17 protein-coding genes are annotated in these 16,611 nt (G+C 65.3%); 12 read left to right on the top strand and 5 right to left on the bottom strand.

Translation table 11 applies throughout. The features are described from left to right. The first annotated feature begins 13 nt into the window (after window positions 1-13). Window positions 14-913: an NAD(P)-dependent oxidoreductase gene (locus tag ASB57_RS17750; protein WP_057653428.1), complete on the top strand. Its 900-nt coding sequence runs from the start codon at window positions 14-16 to the stop codon at window positions 911-913. A gap of 183 nt (window positions 914-1,096) precedes the next feature. On the opposite strand, the gene ASB57_RS17745 is transcribed toward ASB57_RS17750, so the two are convergent. After that, window positions 1,097-1,918 (bottom strand): N-acyl homoserine lactonase family protein, encoded by an 822-nt coding sequence (locus ASB57_RS17745; RefSeq protein WP_057653427.1) that lies wholly within the window; start codon window positions 1,916-1,918, stop codon window positions 1,097-1,099. A 154-nt stretch (window positions 1,919-2,072) separates the two neighbouring features. On the opposite strand from ASB57_RS17745, the gene ASB57_RS17740 reads away from it, so the two are divergent. The 9 genes from ASB57_RS17740 to ASB57_RS17700 all read left to right on the top strand — a co-directional run bounded on the left by ASB57_RS17740 (window position 2,073) and on the right by ASB57_RS17700 (window position 9,763). Continuing rightward, window positions 2,073-2,816, top strand: coding sequence for an SDR family NAD(P)-dependent oxidoreductase (locus ASB57_RS17740; RefSeq protein WP_057653426.1), 744 nt, complete (start codon window positions 2,073-2,075; stop codon window positions 2,814-2,816). A 63-nt stretch (window positions 2,817-2,879) separates the two neighbouring features. Continuing rightward, window positions 2,880-3,842 (top strand): branched-chain amino acid ABC transporter permease, encoded by a 963-nt coding sequence (locus ASB57_RS17735; RefSeq protein ID WP_197424755.1) that lies wholly within the window; start codon window positions 2,880-2,882, stop codon window positions 3,840-3,842. Then, complete coding sequence (locus ASB57_RS17730) at window positions 3,842-5,677, top strand: ATP-binding cassette domain-containing protein (RefSeq protein ID WP_057653425.1); 1,836 nt, start codon at window positions 3,842-3,844, stop codon at window positions 5,675-5,677. Before ASB57_RS17735 ends, ASB57_RS17730 begins: the two co-directional genes overlap by 1 nt. Continuing rightward, complete coding sequence (locus ASB57_RS17725; RefSeq protein ID WP_156414200.1) at window positions 5,667-6,377, top strand: ABC transporter ATP-binding protein; 711 nt, start codon at window positions 5,667-5,669, stop codon at window positions 6,375-6,377. Before ASB57_RS17730 ends, ASB57_RS17725 begins: the two co-directional genes overlap by 11 nt. A gap of 46 nt (window positions 6,378-6,423) precedes the next feature. Further along, the gene (locus ASB57_RS17720; protein WP_057653424.1) at window positions 6,424-7,641 is read left to right on the top strand and encodes an ABC transporter substrate-binding protein; all 1,218 of its coding nucleotides are present in this window, start codon (window positions 6,424-6,426) and stop codon (window positions 7,639-7,641) included. Between the two features lie 58 nt (window positions 7,642-7,699). Continuing rightward, entirely contained in the window at window positions 7,700-8,113 is a 414-nt protein-coding gene (locus ASB57_RS17715) for a carboxymuconolactone decarboxylase family protein (protein WP_057653423.1), read from the top strand. Continuing rightward, entirely contained in the window at window positions 8,110-9,015 is a 906-nt protein-coding gene (locus tag ASB57_RS17710; protein ID WP_057653422.1) for an NAD(P)-dependent oxidoreductase, read from the top strand. The genes ASB57_RS17715 and ASB57_RS17710 overlap by 4 nt, the downstream gene beginning before the upstream one ends. A 4-nt stretch (window positions 9,016-9,019) precedes the next feature. Continuing rightward, window positions 9,020-9,409: a cupin domain-containing protein gene (locus ASB57_RS17705; RefSeq protein ID WP_057653421.1), complete on the top strand. Its 390-nt coding sequence runs from the start codon at window positions 9,020-9,022 to the stop codon at window positions 9,407-9,409. Window positions 9,410-9,436: 27 nt separating this feature from the next. After that, the gene (locus ASB57_RS17700; protein WP_057653420.1) at window positions 9,437-9,763 is read left to right on the top strand and encodes an NIPSNAP family protein; all 327 of its coding nucleotides are present in this window, start codon (window positions 9,437-9,439) and stop codon (window positions 9,761-9,763) included. A 61-nt stretch (window positions 9,764-9,824) separates the two neighbouring features. Here the strand turns inward: ASB57_RS17700 and ASB57_RS17695 are convergent, their stop codons facing one another. Then, the gene (locus ASB57_RS17695) at window positions 9,825-10,778 is read right to left on the bottom strand and encodes a tripartite tricarboxylate transporter substrate-binding protein (protein ID WP_057653419.1); all 954 of its coding nucleotides are present in this window, start codon (window positions 10,776-10,778) and stop codon (window positions 9,825-9,827) included. 26 nt (window positions 10,779-10,804) lie between these two features. After that, window positions 10,805-12,202 carry an MmgE/PrpD family protein gene (locus ASB57_RS17690; RefSeq protein ID WP_057653418.1) on the bottom strand — a complete coding sequence of 466 codons (1,398 nt, stop codon included), beginning with the start codon at window positions 12,200-12,202 and terminating at the stop codon, window positions 10,805-10,807. Window positions 12,203-12,360: 158 nt separating this feature from the next. Here ASB57_RS17690 and ASB57_RS17685 point away from each other — a divergent pair, with 158 nt between their 5' ends. After that, complete coding sequence (locus tag ASB57_RS17685) at window positions 12,361-13,068, top strand: GntR family transcriptional regulator (protein WP_057653417.1); 708 nt, start codon at window positions 12,361-12,363, stop codon at window positions 13,066-13,068. Between the two features lie 171 nt (window positions 13,069-13,239). Then, window positions 13,240-14,154, top strand: a complete 915-nt coding sequence (locus tag ASB57_RS17680; protein WP_057653416.1) for an NAD(P)-dependent oxidoreductase — start codon at window positions 13,240-13,242, stop codon at window positions 14,152-14,154. Window positions 14,155-14,213: 59 nt separating this feature from the next. On the opposite strand, the gene ASB57_RS17675 is transcribed toward ASB57_RS17680, so the two are convergent. Both ASB57_RS17675 and ASB57_RS17670 read right to left on the bottom strand, forming a co-directional pair. Next, window positions 14,214-15,017 (bottom strand): SDR family oxidoreductase, encoded by an 804-nt coding sequence (locus ASB57_RS17675; RefSeq protein WP_057653415.1) that lies wholly within the window; start codon window positions 15,015-15,017, stop codon window positions 14,214-14,216. A 22-nt stretch (window positions 15,018-15,039) separates the two neighbouring features. Then, window positions 15,040-16,467: an MFS transporter gene (locus ASB57_RS17670; protein ID WP_057653414.1), complete on the bottom strand. Its 1,428-nt coding sequence runs from the start codon at window positions 16,465-16,467 to the stop codon at window positions 15,040-15,042. Between the last annotated feature and the right edge of the window lie 144 nt (window positions 16,468-16,611).

Genomic DNA, 16,611 nt, shown 5'->3' with positions numbered 1-16,611 from the left:
AAGAGAGGATGACATGAGCGAGACGATTTACGGATTCATCGGGTTGGGCAATATGGGCGGTCCCATGGCGGGACGCCTGCTGGATGCCGGCTGCAAGCTCCACGTGACGGACAGCAATCCGGACGTGGTGAAACGTTTGGCGGCACGCGGCGCCGTGGCGCATGACTCCGCCAAGAGCGTCGGCGACGCGGTCGACGTGGTGTTCCTGAGCCTGCCCGACGGCAAGGTGGTGGAGAAGGTCGTGGGCGGCGACAAGGGTCTGGCCCAGGCCAGCCGGGCCAAATGCGTCGTGGACCTGTCCACCATCGGTCCGGCGGCGGCGCGGCGTGCTTTCGATATCCTGGCCGCGCAGAAAATCGAATACGTGGACGCGCCCATCAGCGGTGGCGTGGGCGGGGCCGAGCGCGGCACCTTGGCGATCATGGTGGCGTGCCCGTCGGCGCGATACGAATCCCTGACGTCGGTGTTGGGCAATTTCGGCAAGCCTTTTTATCTGGGCACGGATGCGGGCCAGGCCCAGGTGATGAAGCTGGCGAACAACCTGCTGTCGGCGACGGCCGTGGCCATCACCGCCGAGGCCATGGCGCTGGGCGTGAAGGCCGGCCTGGATCCCAGCGTCATGATCGACGTCATCAATGCCGGCTCCGGCCGCAATTCCGCCACCGTGGACAAGTTCCCCAAGGCGGTGCTGACCGGCACCTTCAACGTGGGCTTCGCCGCGCGCCTGGCGCACAAGGATGTACGCCTGTGCCTGGAGGAGGCTGAATCGCGTGGCGTGCCGATGGTGGTCGGGTCGTCCGTGCGGGAGATGCTGGTGGTGACGGAGGCGGTCTGCGGCAAGGACGCGGATTATTCGGACGTTGCCCGTGTTGTCGAAGACTGGGCCGGCGTAAAAGTCCGCGCCAAGAAATAGGTCCCCCCGTACCCGCTTACGCGGGCCCCCCCAGGGGGCGAAACCAGCGGACCGGAAGGAGGGTCCCCCCCAACGCGCTGCGCGCGTCCCCCCCAGGGGGCAAAACCAGCGGACCGGGGGACCCGGATCCGCGGTTTCCCGATGGGGGTGGGATTCTTGCAGACGGGAGGGGCGTGACTGGGGTCAAGCGGAGGGAGCGACATCCAGCCGCACGACCTTGCTTTGGAGTTGGGCATTGGGCGCGGGATAGCGTTGCATGACCTGCGGATCATGGCCCGGCACGATGTGGGCTTCGGAGTCGGCCATGGCGCGCACGATGCCATAGCCTTCCAGCATGTCGGCGACGTTGTGGACCAGGGGGAAGGGCGCGTTGCGGCCGATGTTGCCGTACAGATGCGTGGCGTCGGACGCCAGCACCACCCAGCCGCGCTGCGTGTACACGCGCACGATCTGCAGGCCGGCGGTGTGGCCGCCGACCAGATGCAGCGACAGGCCGGATGCCAGCTCCACGGTGCCGCGGTGGAATTTGACGCGATCGGCGTAGACCTTGCGGACGAAGCCGACCACGTCCTCGATGTCATAGGCATTGCGCATGGTCGGATGGCACATGCAGCGGCCGGTGGCGAAGTTGACCTCGGCGTCCTGCACATGCAGCGTCGCCGCGGGGAAGTCGCCCAAGGTGCCGGCGTGGTCGTAGTGCAGGTGGGTGATGATGATGTCGCGGATGGACTTGGGGTCGATGTTCAGCAGCGCCAGCCCCTGCGCGGGGCGCAGCAGCAGTTGGCGGCCCCGTTGCGTGGCGGCTTCTTCACCGAAGCCGGTATCGACCAGATAGACCTCCTGGCCCCGGCGCAGGACCCAGACGAAGTAGTCGAGGGCGGAATCGGCGTCATGGAAATCGACAGGGCCCAGATAGTTGTCCGCGGCATGGCGATTGGCGTGATGGGCGTAGCGGATGGCGTAGACCTCGAACGGGTCGGGATGACGATGGGGCGCGGTGCTCATTGCTTGTCTCCTTCTTGGTCAGGGTAAGTCCCTACACGAAATTCTTGTTTATTCAGCATTCAATCATACAATCCTACTGTCGTACAAAGAATTTATAAACGACCGGCTCAAGCCGGCGGCCACACCGATCAGCGTGCAAGCCAAAGGAGACGTCATGGGAGTGTTGGAAGGAAAGGTCGCGGTCATCACGGGCGGCGCCGGCGGCATCGGCCTGGAGATCGCGCGAGCCTATCTGCGCGAGGGCGCCAAGGTAGGTCTGCTGGACATCAGCGAGGCCAAGCTGGCCGACGCGCGGCGTGAACTGCCGGACGCCCAGGTGCTGGCCTGCGATATCTCCAACCGCGCGCAGGTACGCCAGGTCATCGATGCCTACGTTCAGCAGGCAGGCGGGTTGGATGTCCTGGTGAACAACGCGGCCTATTTCTTCTATGCGCCGCTGGTGGACATGCCCGAAGACCAGGTCGACAAGATGATAGACGTGGGCTTCAAGGGCGCCTTGTGGTCCTTGCAGGCGGCCACTCCTCACCTGATCGCACGCGGCGGCGGCGCCGTCATCAATCTGTCGTCGGTGGCTGTGTCGGTATCGATCAAGAACGCGGCAGTCTACAGCTCCATCAAGGGCGCCCTCGATACCCTGACCCGGCAGCAGGCCGTGGAACTGGGTGGGCATGGCATCCGCGTCAACGCGCTGGCGCCGGGACCCGTGGTGACGCCGGGCGCCAGCTCCGTGATTTCCGCGGAAGGCTGGGAGACCCGCCGGCAACGCACGCCCCTGAACCGCCTGGCCTCCGGCGCCGACATCGGCGGCGTGGCCGTGTTTCTGGCCTCGGACGCCGGCGCCAACATCGCTGGTGTCACGCTCAAGGTGGATGGCGCCTTGACCGTGGTCGGTTACTGACCGCGCCACGGCGCCGAAGGGGAGCGGGGTGATGAACCTGAGCAGAGGCCCGGCACGATGGATATGACTGATCTGCAAATGCACGTGGAGGCCTTCCTGCAGGCCCTCACCGCCGGCGTGCTGGTGGGCGGCCTGTATGGATTGATGTGCGTCGGCCTGGCGCTGATCTTCGGCATCATGCGCGTCATCAATTTCGCCCAGGGCGATTTCATGATGCTGGGCATGTACGTGACCTACTACTTCTTCATCCTGCTGGGCGCGCAGTTCCTGGCGGGATCGGCGGTGGCGCCCTATGTGTCGGTGCTGCTCGCCGTGCCCGTGATGTTCGTGGTGGGTTATCTGGCGCACCGGCTGCTGATCTCCCGGGTGACGGGGCGCCGTGGCGCCGCGCTGGACGGCGACGGCCACTATGCCCAGCTGGTGCTGACCTTGGGCATCGCCCTGATCCTGCAGAACGGCGGCATGATGGTGTTCGGCCCGCAACTGATGTCCCTGCGCACGCCGCTGTCGAGCAGCGCCTGGGAGATCGGCCCGCTGTGGGGCGACTATGTCAGCGTCTTTGCCAACAAGGGCCGCGTGGTGGCCGCCCTGATTTCCGTGGCGGCCATCGTCGTGCTGGGCGCCGTGATCGCGCGCAGCCGGCTGGGCAAGGCCTTGCGGGCGTCAGCCGACAATCCCGTCGCCGCGTCCTATATGGGTATCGACGTCAATCGCTCGTATCGCATCGCCTTCGCCCTGGGCACCAGCGTGACGGCGCTGGCGGGCGGCCTGCTGGCGACCAATTTCCCGTTCCATCCCTTCGTCGGCCTGGAGTACGTGATCATCATGTACGCGGGTGTGGTGCTGGGCGGCATAGGCAGCATCTTCGGCGCGTTCTGGGGTGGCATGGTGATCGGGCTGGTGCAGCAGCTGTCGGCGCTGGTCCTGCCCATGCAGTTGCAGAACGCCGCGATCTTCGTCTTCTTCCTGCTGATCGTGATGCTGCGGCCGCAGGGGCTGTTCGGCCGTGTTTCGGAGCGCACCTGATGAGACGACTGCCGACCTCCCTGAAGCTCCTGCTGGTCGCGGCGCTCTACCTGGCCGCCGCGCTGCTGGTGAACAATGCCTATCACCAGCTGATCTTCACACTGGTGCTGGTGTGGGCCTGCTTCGGCCTGTCCTGGAACATGCTGAGCGGCTATACGGGCCTGGTTTCCTTCGGCCATGCGGCATTCTTCGGCCTGGGCGCCTACGCGGCCGTGCTCGGCCAGATCTATCTGGGCCTGTCGCCCTGGATCATGCTGCCGCTCGCAGCTGTCATCGGCGCCGTCGCGGGCGTGCTGGTGGGCCTGCCCACCTTTCGTCTGCGCGGGCATTACTTCGCCCTGGCCATGCTCGCCTATCCCCTGGCCTTGCTGTATGTGTTCGAGTGGCTGGGGCTGCAGGAGGTGACCTTCCCGATGAAGCGGGAGAACCCGGCCCTGTACATGCAGTTCGCAGACCGCCATTACTACACGGTGGTGGGGCTGGTCATGCTGCTGGTCTTCGTGCAGATCACCTTGTACGTCGAGCGCACCCGCTTCGGCATGGCGCTGATCGCCATCAAGCAGAACGAGGCGGCCGCGGAAGCCGCCGGCATCGACACCTTGCGCTGGAAACTGCGTGCCATCGCGCTGAGCGGCGCCATCGCAGGGGCCACCGGCGCTTTCTATGCCGTGGTGCTGCTGGTGGTGACGCCGGTGTCGGTGTTCGGCATGCTGGTGTCGGCGCAGGCGCTGACCGTGTCGATGTTCGGCGGGGTGGGATCGGTATGGGGCCCTATCATCGGAGCCGCGATTCTGGTGCCATTGGGCGAGATCCTGCACGCGGAGCTGGGCTCCACCTATCCAGGGATCCAGGGCGTGATCCTGGGCGTGGCCATCATCGCGGTGATCCTGATGGCCCCTGAGGGCGTGTTCTGGAAGTTGCGCGATGTCCTGCAGCGCCGCAGGGCGATGGCGGCTGACGGCGGACCCGCGGCAGCCAGGGCCGCGGCCACGATGGCGCGGGCGGCCGCGGACATCGCGCAGATCAATGCCGACGCGGCGGCCCATCCCACCGGCGCAAGCCCGTCCACGCTTCCGCTCCGGGTCGCCCCGGCCGGCGACGACATCATCCTGGACGTACAGGCCGTGTCGCGCAGCTTCGGCGGCCTCAAGGCCGTGCAGGACGTCAGCTTCAAGGTACGCCGCGGCATGATCCTGGGCATCATCGGACCCAACGGCGCGGGCAAGACCACGCTGTTCAATCTGCTCAACGGCTTTCTGCGTCCGGACACCGGCAAGGTGATCGTCAACGGCGTGGACATGGCCGGGCGCAAACCGCATGTGCTGTGCGCGGCAGGTGTGGGCCGCACCTTCCAGGTCATGCGCCCCTTCATGCGCCTGACCGTGGCACAGAACGTCAAGGTGGGTGCTTACGTGCGCGCCAAGGACGAGGCCGAGGCGCTGGAACTGGCGCGGCAGGCCATCGCCCGTGTGGGCCTGGCCGACTGCGCCGACAAGATCGCCGCGCTGCTGACCACGCGCGAACTGCGCCTGATGGAGCTGGCGCGGGCTGTTGCCGGCCAGCCGCAATTGCTGCTGCTGGATGAAACCCTGGCCGGCCTGGGCCATGGCGAAGTCGATGGCATCGTCGACGCCATCCGGGCGCTGTCGGCGGACGGCGTGACGGTAGTGATCATCGAGCACACCATGCAGACCATGGTGCGGCTGGTCGACGAATTCCTGGTGCTGGATCACGGCCAGGTCTTGACGCGCGGCGACCCGCAAGCCATCACGCGCGATCCCCAAGTGGTGCAGGCCTATCTGGGCAAGAAGTGGAGCGCACAGCATGCTGCTTGATATCCAGCAACTGGAAGCCGGCTACACCGCCGCGCCCGTGCTCAACGGCATATCCATCAGGGTCGACACGGGCCAGTTCGTGTCGGTCGTCGGCCCGAACGGCGCCGGCAAGAGCACCTTGTTCAAGACCATCTCCGGCAGCGTGGCCGCGCGCGGGGGCAGTATCCGCTTCGATGGCAGCGACCTGCTGGCGGTGCCCATCGACCGGCGCCCGCACCTGGGTATCGCGCATGTGCCCGAAGGGCGGCAGGTGTTCGCGTCCATGAGCGTCCTGGAAAACCTGGAAATGGGCGCCTACACGGAAGCCGGGCGGCGCGACTGGGCACGCAACCTGGAACGCATCCACACATGGTTCCCGGTGCTGAAGCAGCGCAGCAGCCAGCTGGCGGGCACCTTGTCGGGCGGCGAGCAGCAGATGGTGGCCATCGGTCGCGGGCTGGCATCGTCGCCCCGCCTGCTGATGCTGGACGAGCCGTCGATGGGCCTGGCGCCCGCCGTCGCCGACTTCATTTTTGAACGCCTGATCGACATACGCCGGGAAGCCAACCTGACCATCCTGCTGGTGGAGCAGCGGGTGGCGGAAGCCCTGCAATACGCCGATCACGGCTATGTGCTGGAAACCGGGCGCGTGGTGCTCGAAGGAACGCATCAGACGCTGCAGGCGGACGACCGTGTCCGCCGCGCCTACCTTGGGATGTAGAAAACAGACCGCCCGCATCAGGACGGATAAAAGCGAGGAGATAGCCATGAAGAAGTTGTCTGACTTTTTTAGTCTTTTGGGCACGGCCTGCATGGCCAGCTTGCTGATACACGCCAGCGCGGTGGCCCAGCCGGCCACCGTCAGCGTGGGGCTGATCGCGCCCATGTCGGGCATCTACGCGCGCTACGGGCAAGTCATGCGCATGGGCGCTGAAATGGGTGTCAAGGACATCAATGAGCAAGGCGGCATCAAGGCCCTTGGGGGCGCCAAGCTGAAGCTGGTGGTGGTCGATTCGGGCGACTCCACGGAGAAAGCCAAGAGCGCCGCCGAGCGCATGGTGGCCGACTATCCGGATCTGGTTGCCGGCACGGGCGCCTATCTCAGCTCCTTCACCCTGGCCGTGACCGAAGTGACGGAGCGGGCCAAGTTGCCGCTGTTGACGCTGTCGTATTCCGACCTGATCACCTCGCGCGGCTTCAAATACGTGTTCCAGACCTCGGCGCCGGCCGGCAAGCAGGCCGAGATCGCCCTGCCCAGCATCCTGGAGCTGGCCGAGAAAGCCTCGGGCAAGCGGCCCAAGACCGTGGCCATCGTCACCGACAACACCGCGGCGTCGCTGTCCACCGTCAAGGCCTTGAAAGACGGCCTGTTAAAGAAGAATGGCCTGGAGCTGGTCGTCGACGAGACGTTCACGCCGCCGCTGGCGGATGCGTCGTCCCTGATACAGCGCGTGCGCTCGCGGCGGCCCGATCTGCTGTTCTTCCTGCCCACCGTGATCTCGGACGCCAAGCTGATTCTCGAAAAAATGAACGAGACCAACGTCAAGGTGCCGGTCATCTCTTTCGGCATCGCCATCGCGGAGCCGGAGGTCATCAAGACCGTCAGCCCGGCTTTGTTGAACGGCGTGATGTCGGCGGTGGGCAACTGGGGCGCCAAGGGTCAGGAAGCCTTGATCAAGCGGATGAAGACGGACTACAACGAACCCTGGATGACGCAGAACGCCATCTCGACCTATGGCGATATGTGGGTGATGAAGGCGGCCCTGGAGAAAGCGGGCAAGGCCGACCGCGAGGCGGTCGGGCAGGCCATGCACGCGCTGGATGAAGGCCCCAGCCCGTATTTCCCCGGCGGCGTGCTCAAGTTCGACGAGGCCGGCCATCGCGTCGGTGCGACTCTGACGGTCATCCAGTGGCAGGACGGCGTGCCGGTCACCGTGTTCCCGGAGGCCCAGGCCGTGGCCAAGCCCATCTGGCCGGGCAAGTGAACGACTTTCCAGCCGTCGTGTCCGCGGCGGCGTATCAATGAAGTTTGGAGGTTATGCAATGCAGCAATCCGATCGCTTTAACAAGGGCTTCGAGAACCGCAAGGCAGTGCTCGGCGCGGAACATGTGGAAAAGTCCTGGGCCGCCGCCGACGAGTTCAACAAGCCCATGCAACGCCTGGTGACGGAGTACTGCTGGGGCGAAGTGTGGGGCGACGAGACCCTGCCCTTCAAAACGCGCAGCATCATCAACCTGGCGATGCTTACCGCGATGAGCCAGCATCACGAACTGGGTGTGCATGTGCGCGGCGCGTTGCGCAACGGCGTGACGAAGGAAGAGATCCGTGCCGTGCTGATGCAGGCCGCCGTCTACTGCGGCGCGCCCCTGGCGCTGGCCGCTTTCCGTATCGCGTCGGACGCCATCCGAGCCTACGAGGCCGAAACGGCGGCGCAGCCCAAGGGGAACGCCAAATGAACCAGGACAAGGTCGGCTTCATCGGCCTGGGCAATATGGGCGGGCGCATGGCGCGCCGCCTGGTCGATGCGGGTATCGCGGTGCTGGGCTATGACACCGATCCGGCGCGCGCGGCCGCGGCAGGCGCGACCGCCGCCAGGTCCATACAGGAAGTCGTCGCCGGGGCCGATGTCGTGCTGCTTTCCCTGCCCGACAGCAAGGTGGTGGAAGCGGTCATCGAGGGAGCGGGTGGCGTGCTGGACAGCTGCCGGTCCGGCCAGGTCATCGTCGACCTGAGCACGGCGGCGGCCAGCTCCACCATCCGGCTCAATGCGCGCTTTGCTCAGGCGGGCGTACAGTACGTCGACGCGGGCATCTCGGGCGGCGCCGCCGCCGCGGAGAAGGGCGCCCTGACCCTGATGGTGGGCGGCGACGCAGCCACCATCGAGGCCCTGGCCTGGGTGTTCGCGCCCATCAGCGCCAAGGTGGTGACGATGGGCGCCAGCGGTGCGGGCCACGTGACCAAGCTGCTCAACAACTTTCTCAATGCGGTGAGCCTGGCGGCGACCGCCGAGGTCATGGTCGCCGGCAAGAAGGCCGGCCTGGACCTGCATCGCCTGCTCGACGTGATCAACAGCAGCAGCGGGGTGAACTTCGCCTCGCTCAAACGCTTCCCTTCCATCGTCGACGGGGATTACCTTGAAGGGGGCTTGACCAGCAAGCTCATGACCAAGGATGTGGTGCTGTATGTGGATCTGGCCCGCGAGCTTGGCGTGGCGTCGCTGAACGCCGCGGGCCCGGCGGCCTGCTTCGGCCTGGCGACCGCGCTGGGCTATGGCGACAAGATCAGCAATCGTGTGGTGGATGCCATCGGCGATGTGTCGGGTGGCGTCCGGTTGAATAGCGTTCAAACCAAGGAGTAGTGTCATGCAAGTATTTCACGGCCGCGACCAGGGCAAGCCTTCGGAACAGCGTGGCCCTACCTTCAGTGGCGTGGTCTACGCCGATCCGGTGATGCCGCCGCAAGACAATGTCGGCATCAACCATGTCTTCTTTCCGCCCGGTTCGCGCACCTTCTGGCACGCGCACGAGTACGGCCAGGTGCTGCACGTCACCGCCGGGCGCGGCTGGGTTTGTCTGGATGGTTCCCCGCCGCAGGAGATCCGTCAGGGCGACGTGGTCTGGATCCGGCCCGGTGAGCGGCACTGGCACGGCGCCGCCGCGGACACCCTGATGGCGCATCTGGCCATTTCGCTGGGCGCGGCCGATTGGCAGGACGAACTGCCGCAGGCCGAGTATCTGCAAGCGGGACGGTAAACTTTCCAGTCCATCCAAGGAGACACGATGATCATCGAGACCCGTATCTACCACTGCCTGCCGGGACGCCTGCCGGCGCTGAACGAGCGCTTCACCAAGACGACCCTGGGATTCTTCGAGAAGTATGGCATCAAGCCCCTGGGTTTCTGGACGACGCTGATCGGTCCCAGCAACCACGCGTTGACCTATATGCTGCAGTGGGAAAGCCTGGAGGAACGTGAGCGCAAGTGGAACGCCTTCCAGGCCGATCCGGAATGGATCGCCAAGCGCGCGGCCAGCGAGGCGGAGAAGTCCATCGTGGAACGCATCGAAAACGTTTTCCTGACGCCGACGGATTACTCTCCCTTGCGTTGATTTGATAAGCAGAAGCAAGCAAAAAGGCCCGCGAACGCGGGCCTTTTTGCTTGGACTTCGTTTATTCCGCCCGCAGGTTCAGCTGCTTGACCAGCGTGCCCCACTTGTCCACTTCCGCGGCCACCAGCTGGGTCGCTTCCGCCGGACTGTTGGCCACCAGGTCGATGCCGTCGCGGGCCAGCATCTCCTGCATCGCGGGGGTTGCCATGGCCGCCTTGGCGGCCTTGTTCAGCTTGTCGATGATGGCAGGGGGCGTGCCGGCCGGCGCGGCCAGGACGAACCAGTTCTTCGCCTCGAAACCCGGATAGAGTTCAGCCACGGTAGGCACATCCGGCAGGATGGCCATCCGTTTGGTGCCGGTGGTGGCCAGCACGCGCAGCTTGCCGGACCTGACATGGACCAGGGAAGAGGCGGGGTTGTCTATCATCAGGTCCACCTCCCCACTGATCAGGTCCACGAAGGCGGCGCCCGCGCCCTTGTAGGGAATCTTCATGAAATTCACGCCGGCCTGTTGCGCCAGCATGGCGGTCGCCAGGGATTGAATGCCGCTACTGCCGCTCAAGGCGAAATTCATCTTCTCCTGACGCTTGGCTTTGTCGATGACGTCCTTCAGCGAGTCCGCCTTGAACTTGTTGCTGGCCACCATGACCTGCGGGGCCGACGCCAGAATGGTGATGGCGGCAAAGCCCTTGACGGGATGGTAGGGCACGTCAGGGTAGAAAGCCGGTGTCGTCGCGAAGGCGGCGGAGGTCAGCAGCAGGGTGTAGCCGTCGTTGGCCGAGCGTTCCACGTCGGTCGCGCCGATCTGCCCCGTGTTGCTGGCCTTGTTCTCGACCACCACGCTGCGGTCCAGGATCTGGCCCAGCTCCTTGGCGAAGGGGCGGGCCAGCACATCCACGCCGCCGCCCGCCGCGAAGGGCACGATCAGGCGGATCGCCTTGTCCGGGTATTCCGCCTGGGCCACCCCGGCCAGCAACAGTGCCGCGGCCATGCCGCTCAGTATTTTTTTGATCATTCCTTGTCTCCTTTGTTGTGGTTTGCTTATTTGCCGGCCGCCAGGCGCATCGGCAGGGATGCGTCGGTAGCCTTGTCCAAGGACCAGACCGCGTCTATCAGGCGGTCGGCATCTATGTCCGCGCCGCCGTAACGGTTCAGCTCGCGCAGCTTGGTTTCGATGTCATGGTCTTCCAGCGGGCGGGCCAGGGACCCGCGCGGTGCGGAGATGGCGCGGTGCAGGCGCTTGCCGTCGGCGAACTCGACGCTTACTTCGACGGCATCCACGGACATCGCCGGGTCGTCGCGGAATACCACGCGGGTGCCCAGCGTCCGCAGTTGGGGATCGGCGACCGCCTTGTCGGAGAACTCCGCCAGGCCGGCGCGTCCACGGACCAGCGCTACCGCGACGGCGTGCTGGGCGCAGACCTGCGATTGGCGGCCGCTGGTGATGCCGGGACGGTCGGTGCGTTGCCGCAGCAGGGGATGGCCGCGCAACTCGATCGATGCGATGCCGTCCCAGCCACCATCGGCGATGGCCGGCTCCCTGGCCAATTCCAGGCAGGCGTCGATAACCGGATTCAGCACGACGCCGCAGGGATAGGGCTTGTAGGCGTTGTTCAGCAGCTCCCAACGCTCGCCGAGCCCTTCGGTGATCTGGTCGAAACGGGGAGCTTCGCCCACGACCCGCAGAAAGCCGCGTGCGCCTTCCAGCGGCTGAGCCGGACCGTCAAAGCCTTCCATCACCAGCATGGAGGCCAGCAGGCCGTTGCGGGCCGCGTTGCCGACGCTGATGCTTTTCGCGGCCGTGCCCAGGGTTTCGACCAGGCCGCCGGCCTGCACCGCCGCCGCGCTGATGACGTGGACGTTCTGGGCGGCGCTCAGGCCCAGGCAGCGGGCGGTCCCCAAGGCGGACCCGAACACGCCGCAGGTGGACGTGATGTGCCAGCCGCGCGCGTAGTGCTCCGGCGTGATGGCGTTGCCGATGCGGCAGGCGGCTTCCACGCCCAGGATGAAGGCATGCAGCAGTTCGGGCCCGCTGATGGGGCGGCTCTCGGCGAGGGCGAACAGCGCCGGCGCGATCGGCGACGTGGGGTGAATGATGGTGGGATGGTGCGTGTCGTCGAAGTCGTAGAGGTTGGCGGCCATGGCGTTGAGCGCCGCCGCGGTCGGCACATCCACGCGTTCGGCGCGGCCGGCCACGGTGGCTTGCGGGCCGGCCGAATAGCGGGCGTAGGTGCGCAGGGCAGCGTCCATGGTCGGCGTGCGGGCCGCGGACAGCACGACCGCGAAGAAATTCAACAGGGCGCGGCGGGCGGCATGGCGGACGGGCTCCGGCACATCGGCCCACTGGCTGGCCGCGACGAAGGCGGCGAGGGGGGCGCTGACCTGTGGGGCCTCGGCTGAGGCGGTCGCGGGTGGGCCGGAAGTGGCTGGTGGCGCCATGGTTTTGTTGTCTCCGATATTATGAAAGGATTGTATGATTGAGTGATGATAGGTGGCTGGGTGCTCGGGCGCAAGCGGGCTAAACTACGCACCTCTGGTTGTTTCACTTCGGTTCCTTGGCGCTTACCAGGCGTCGAACCTTCTTCGCTTAAAGACGCATGACTTCTCAGGCAGGGACACAAGACGATTTCAAGGTCGAGCGCGTTGCGTCGGTGCTGCGCCATCGCGTCACCGACAGCATTCGCAACGCGATACTCGTCGGTCGTTTTCGTCCGGGCGAGCGGCTACCCGAGCGTGAGCTTTGCGAGATGACCGGCGTCAGCCGCACGCTGGTGCGGGAAGCGCTGCGGCAGCTGGAATCCGAAGCGCTGATCCTGGTCATTCCGCACCGGGGGCCTGTCGTGGCGCGCGTCACGCCGGATCAGGCCCGCGGCATCTATCAAGTGCGTGAAGAACTGGAAGGCCTGGCCTGTCAGCTGTTCGCGCAGCATGCGACGGATGCGCAGTTCGCCAACTTGCGGGAAGCCTTCCAGGCGCTCAAGCGCGCGTTGACGCGCGGGACCGCGCTGGAACAGATCGCCACCAAGAACGCCTTCTACCAATGCCTGTTCGATGGCGCCGGGAATGAGGCGCTGACCACCACCTTGCGCTTGCTGAATTCGCGCGTCATGTTGCTGCGTTCGACGTCCATGCAGGCGCCCGGCCGCGGCAAGCAGAGCGTCGCGGAACTGTCGGTGCTGTTGCAGGCTTTGGAAGCCCGCGACGGCAAGGCCGCCCGCGCCGCCGGCAGTCTGCACGTCCGCAACGCCGCCGCCGTCGCCATCTCGATTCTCCAGGAATCCCTGGCGACCGAAACCGCCGCCTGATTGCGCGGCGCTTGCGCCGCGATCTCTTTCTGATGCCACGAGGCCCGGCTGCCTGAACAAAGCAGCCGGGCCTTTTTGCTTGTCTATTTTTCCCATTCTCGTAATACAATCATATTGTGTTCTCGCATGTTCACGCGAACCCTCATACCGAAAACGCTGGAGGAGACGGCAATGACGACGGAAAAGCATTTGGGTTTTGTAGGCATCGGACGTATGGGCACCCCCATGGTGGAGCGCCTGTTGAATGCCGGATTCAAAGTCACCATCTACGACACCCAGCCCGCTGCCTTGCAGGCGCTGGCGGCAAAAGGGGCTGTCATCGCCCAATCGCCCAAGGCGGTGGCCGACACCGCCGCCACGGTGCTGGTGTCCCTGCCCACGCCGGATATCGTGCTGGCCGTCGCCTTGGGCGATAACGGTCTGGCGCAAGGCAAGGCCGTGCGCACGGTGATCGACCTGTCGACCAGCGGCTCGCAGGCCGCGCGGGCTTTGGCCGAGGGCCTGGCCAAGCACAAGATTCAGAGCGTCGACTGCCCCGTCAGCGGTGGCGTCACCGGCGCCGGCAAAGGCACGCTTGCCCTGATGGTGTCCGGCCCCCGGGCCAGCTTCGACGCCTTGCAGGAAGTGCTGGCCGTGTTGGGCAAGTCGGTCTACGTGGGCGAGCAGCCGGGCATGGCGCAGACGATGAAGGTCATCAACAACCTGATTTCCGTCACCGCGCTCAGCGTCACGTCGGAGCTGTTGGTGATGGGCGTCAAGGCCGGGCTGGACCCCGACATCATGCTGCAGATCATCAACTCCGGTTCGGGCCGCAGCAACGCTTCCGAAGACAAGATTCCCCGCTTCGTCCTGACCCGCAATTTCGACTTCGGCTTCGCCATGGGCCTGTCGGCCAAAGACGTGCGGCTGTGCCACGAGGAAAGCGAGCAACTGGGCATGCAGCTGCGCGTCGGCGAGGCCGCCCGCCGCCTGCTGAACGACGCGCGCGAGAAATTCGGCGACACCGCCGACCTGACTGAAATCATCCGCTACATCGAAGCCGAAAACGGCGTCGAGGTGCGCGGCAAGGCGGCCGGCGCCAAGTAAGCGGTCGCCGTAGGCTGGGGGCGTCATCATCATCATGAAGGCGGCTCCGGCGCTGCGGCTCAGCTGGCCAGCCAGCCGCCGTCTATGGGCATGACCACGCCCGTGATCTGCCTGGCGGCCGGGCCGCACAGGTAGGCAACCATCTCCGCGACGTCGGCGGCATCGACCAGTTGCCCGTTCGGCTGCTTGCCGTTCAGGAAGGCCTTGACGGCGGCGTCGCGCTCCAGCTCGCGTTCCTGCATCAACGTTTCGATGCGGGCGTCGATATTCGGCGTCAACACCGACCCCGGACAGAGGGCGTTGCACGTGATCCCGTCCGCGAGGCATTCCAACGCCACCGCGCGGGTCAGGCCCACGATGGCTGTCTTGGTGGTGACGTAGTCGACCCGGTTGACCGTCGCGCGGGCCCCGTACACCGACGTCATATTGAAGATGCGGCCCCATTGCTGCGCCCGCATGCCAGGGATGGCCAACTGTATCGCGCGAAACGCCGCGGTCAGGTTGACCGCGATCGAGTTGTTCCAGTTCTGCAGCGGCAGCTGCTCCACTGCGTCGAAATGGCGGATGACCGCGTTATTGACCAGTATGTTGATGCGCCCGACCAGGTCTGCCGCCTGCGCGAACAGGGTGGCGACCGGATCCGCGTCCTGTCCCGGCAGCAGGTCGGCGCGCACGTAATGCACGTCCACGTCGAACCTGCCGCGCAAGTCGGCGACCTTCGCCGCCATGTCCTCCGCCGGCACCAGCCCATGCAGGACGATGCGGCAACCGTCCTGCGCAAGCCGTTCGGCGATGGCCAAGCCCAGGCCGTCAGTGGAGCCGGTGATCAATGCGGCTTTGCCGCGGACCGTTGATAACGTCATGATGCTTTGTTGTCCTTCTACTTCAGTGGCGATACTGCGTCACCGCGACCTTGGGTTGCGGTTTGATATCCGGTGCTTCGTCACTCGACAGATCGCGGCCCTTGGTTTCCGGCAGGAAGCGGAAGATGATGGGCAGCGCGATGACTGATACCGCTATCAGGTAACCGGCGGGCGCGATCGGGTTGCCCGTGACCACGCCCAGCCAGGTGGCGACGTAGGGGCCGGGTCCGCTGACCAGCACATTGGCCAGGTTGAAGCCCGTGGCGCTGCCCGTGGACCGTGAGCCCGCGGGAAACAGTTCGACCATTAGCACCACCGTCGATACGCTGGCCAGGGACTGGCACAAGGCCACCAGCGACAGGCCCGCGATGATCAGGGTGACGTCGCCCGTGGAGATCAGCTTGAACGCCGGCACCAGCAGCACGATGAACCCTATCGTTCCCACGAGGTTCATGCTGCGGCGGCCGTACTTGTCGACCAGGTGGCCCGCCACCACGCACAGGCAAAGATAGATGGCCAGGGTGACGGTGCTGATGCTCAGCGCCAGCGGGCGGCTGAGTCCCACCGACACGATCAGCAGGTTCACGGCGAACGCGGCCAGATAGTAGTAGCCCACGCCCTGTACGGCACCGACGGCGAAGGTCAGCAGGATGGGCCGGAAGTCCTTGCGTATCTTGTTCCACAGCGAGGAGTGGTCGATGCGGTTTTCGCGTTTGATCTGGTTGAACACCGGCGTGTCTTCCAGCTTCAGCCGCAGGTACAGGCCAGCGAATGACAGCGGCGCGGCCGCGATGAAAGGAATGCGCCAGCCCCAGCTTTCCAGATCGGCAGGTGTCAGCGAGGTCGTGAAGATCAGGGCGGTCAGGCTGGCCATCATCAGGGCGAAGGCCGACGTGGCGGAGCCTATGCTGCCGATCAGGCCGCGCTTGTGCTCCGGCGCGCTCTCGACCAGGAAGGCATTGGCGCCGGTGACTTCGCCACCGGTGGAGAAGCCCTGGATGCAGCGGATGACCAGCAGCAGGATGGGCGCCCAGATGCCGATCTGCTGATAGGTCGGCAGCAGGCCCAGGAAGGCGGTGCTGATCCCCATCAAAAGCAGCGAGATCGACAGCGCCACCTTGCGCCCATGCTTGTCGCCGATGGGGCCCAGCACGATGCCCCCCAGGGGGCGCAGCACGAAACCGACCGCGAAGATGGCCAATGTGGCGAGTATCTGCGTGGCCGGGGTGTCATTGGGGAACATCTGCTTGCCGATGACCACGGCAAAGAAACCGTAGAGGCCCCAGTCGAACCATTCCATGAAATTGCCGACACCTACGGCAATGGCTACGCGCTTCAAATCGCCTTTGACGCCGGGCCGCCCCAAGTCAAAGACGTCCCCTTGGGGGACCGGGCGACCCGCGGGGTTGCCCTGAGGGGTCACTGAAGCGGGTTTCTTGTCTTCTTGCATCGTTGTCTCCTCCGGATGGAAGCGTGATGCGCGGCGTCTGATTTTGTATGATTTTATGTTAGCGCTATCATCGCTAAGGGCGATAATACCGCAGGCGGCCGGGCCGTCAAATATAATTTTTGTCATGAAAATGCCGCCGAAAAA

This window comes from Bordetella sp. N, from assembly GCF_001433395.1.
Taxonomy (GTDB): domain Bacteria; phylum Pseudomonadota; class Gammaproteobacteria; order Burkholderiales; family Burkholderiaceae_B; genus Bordetella_C.
The sequence above is the reverse complement of the archived record's forward strand: the minus strand, read 5'-3'. Positions and strand labels throughout refer to the sequence as shown.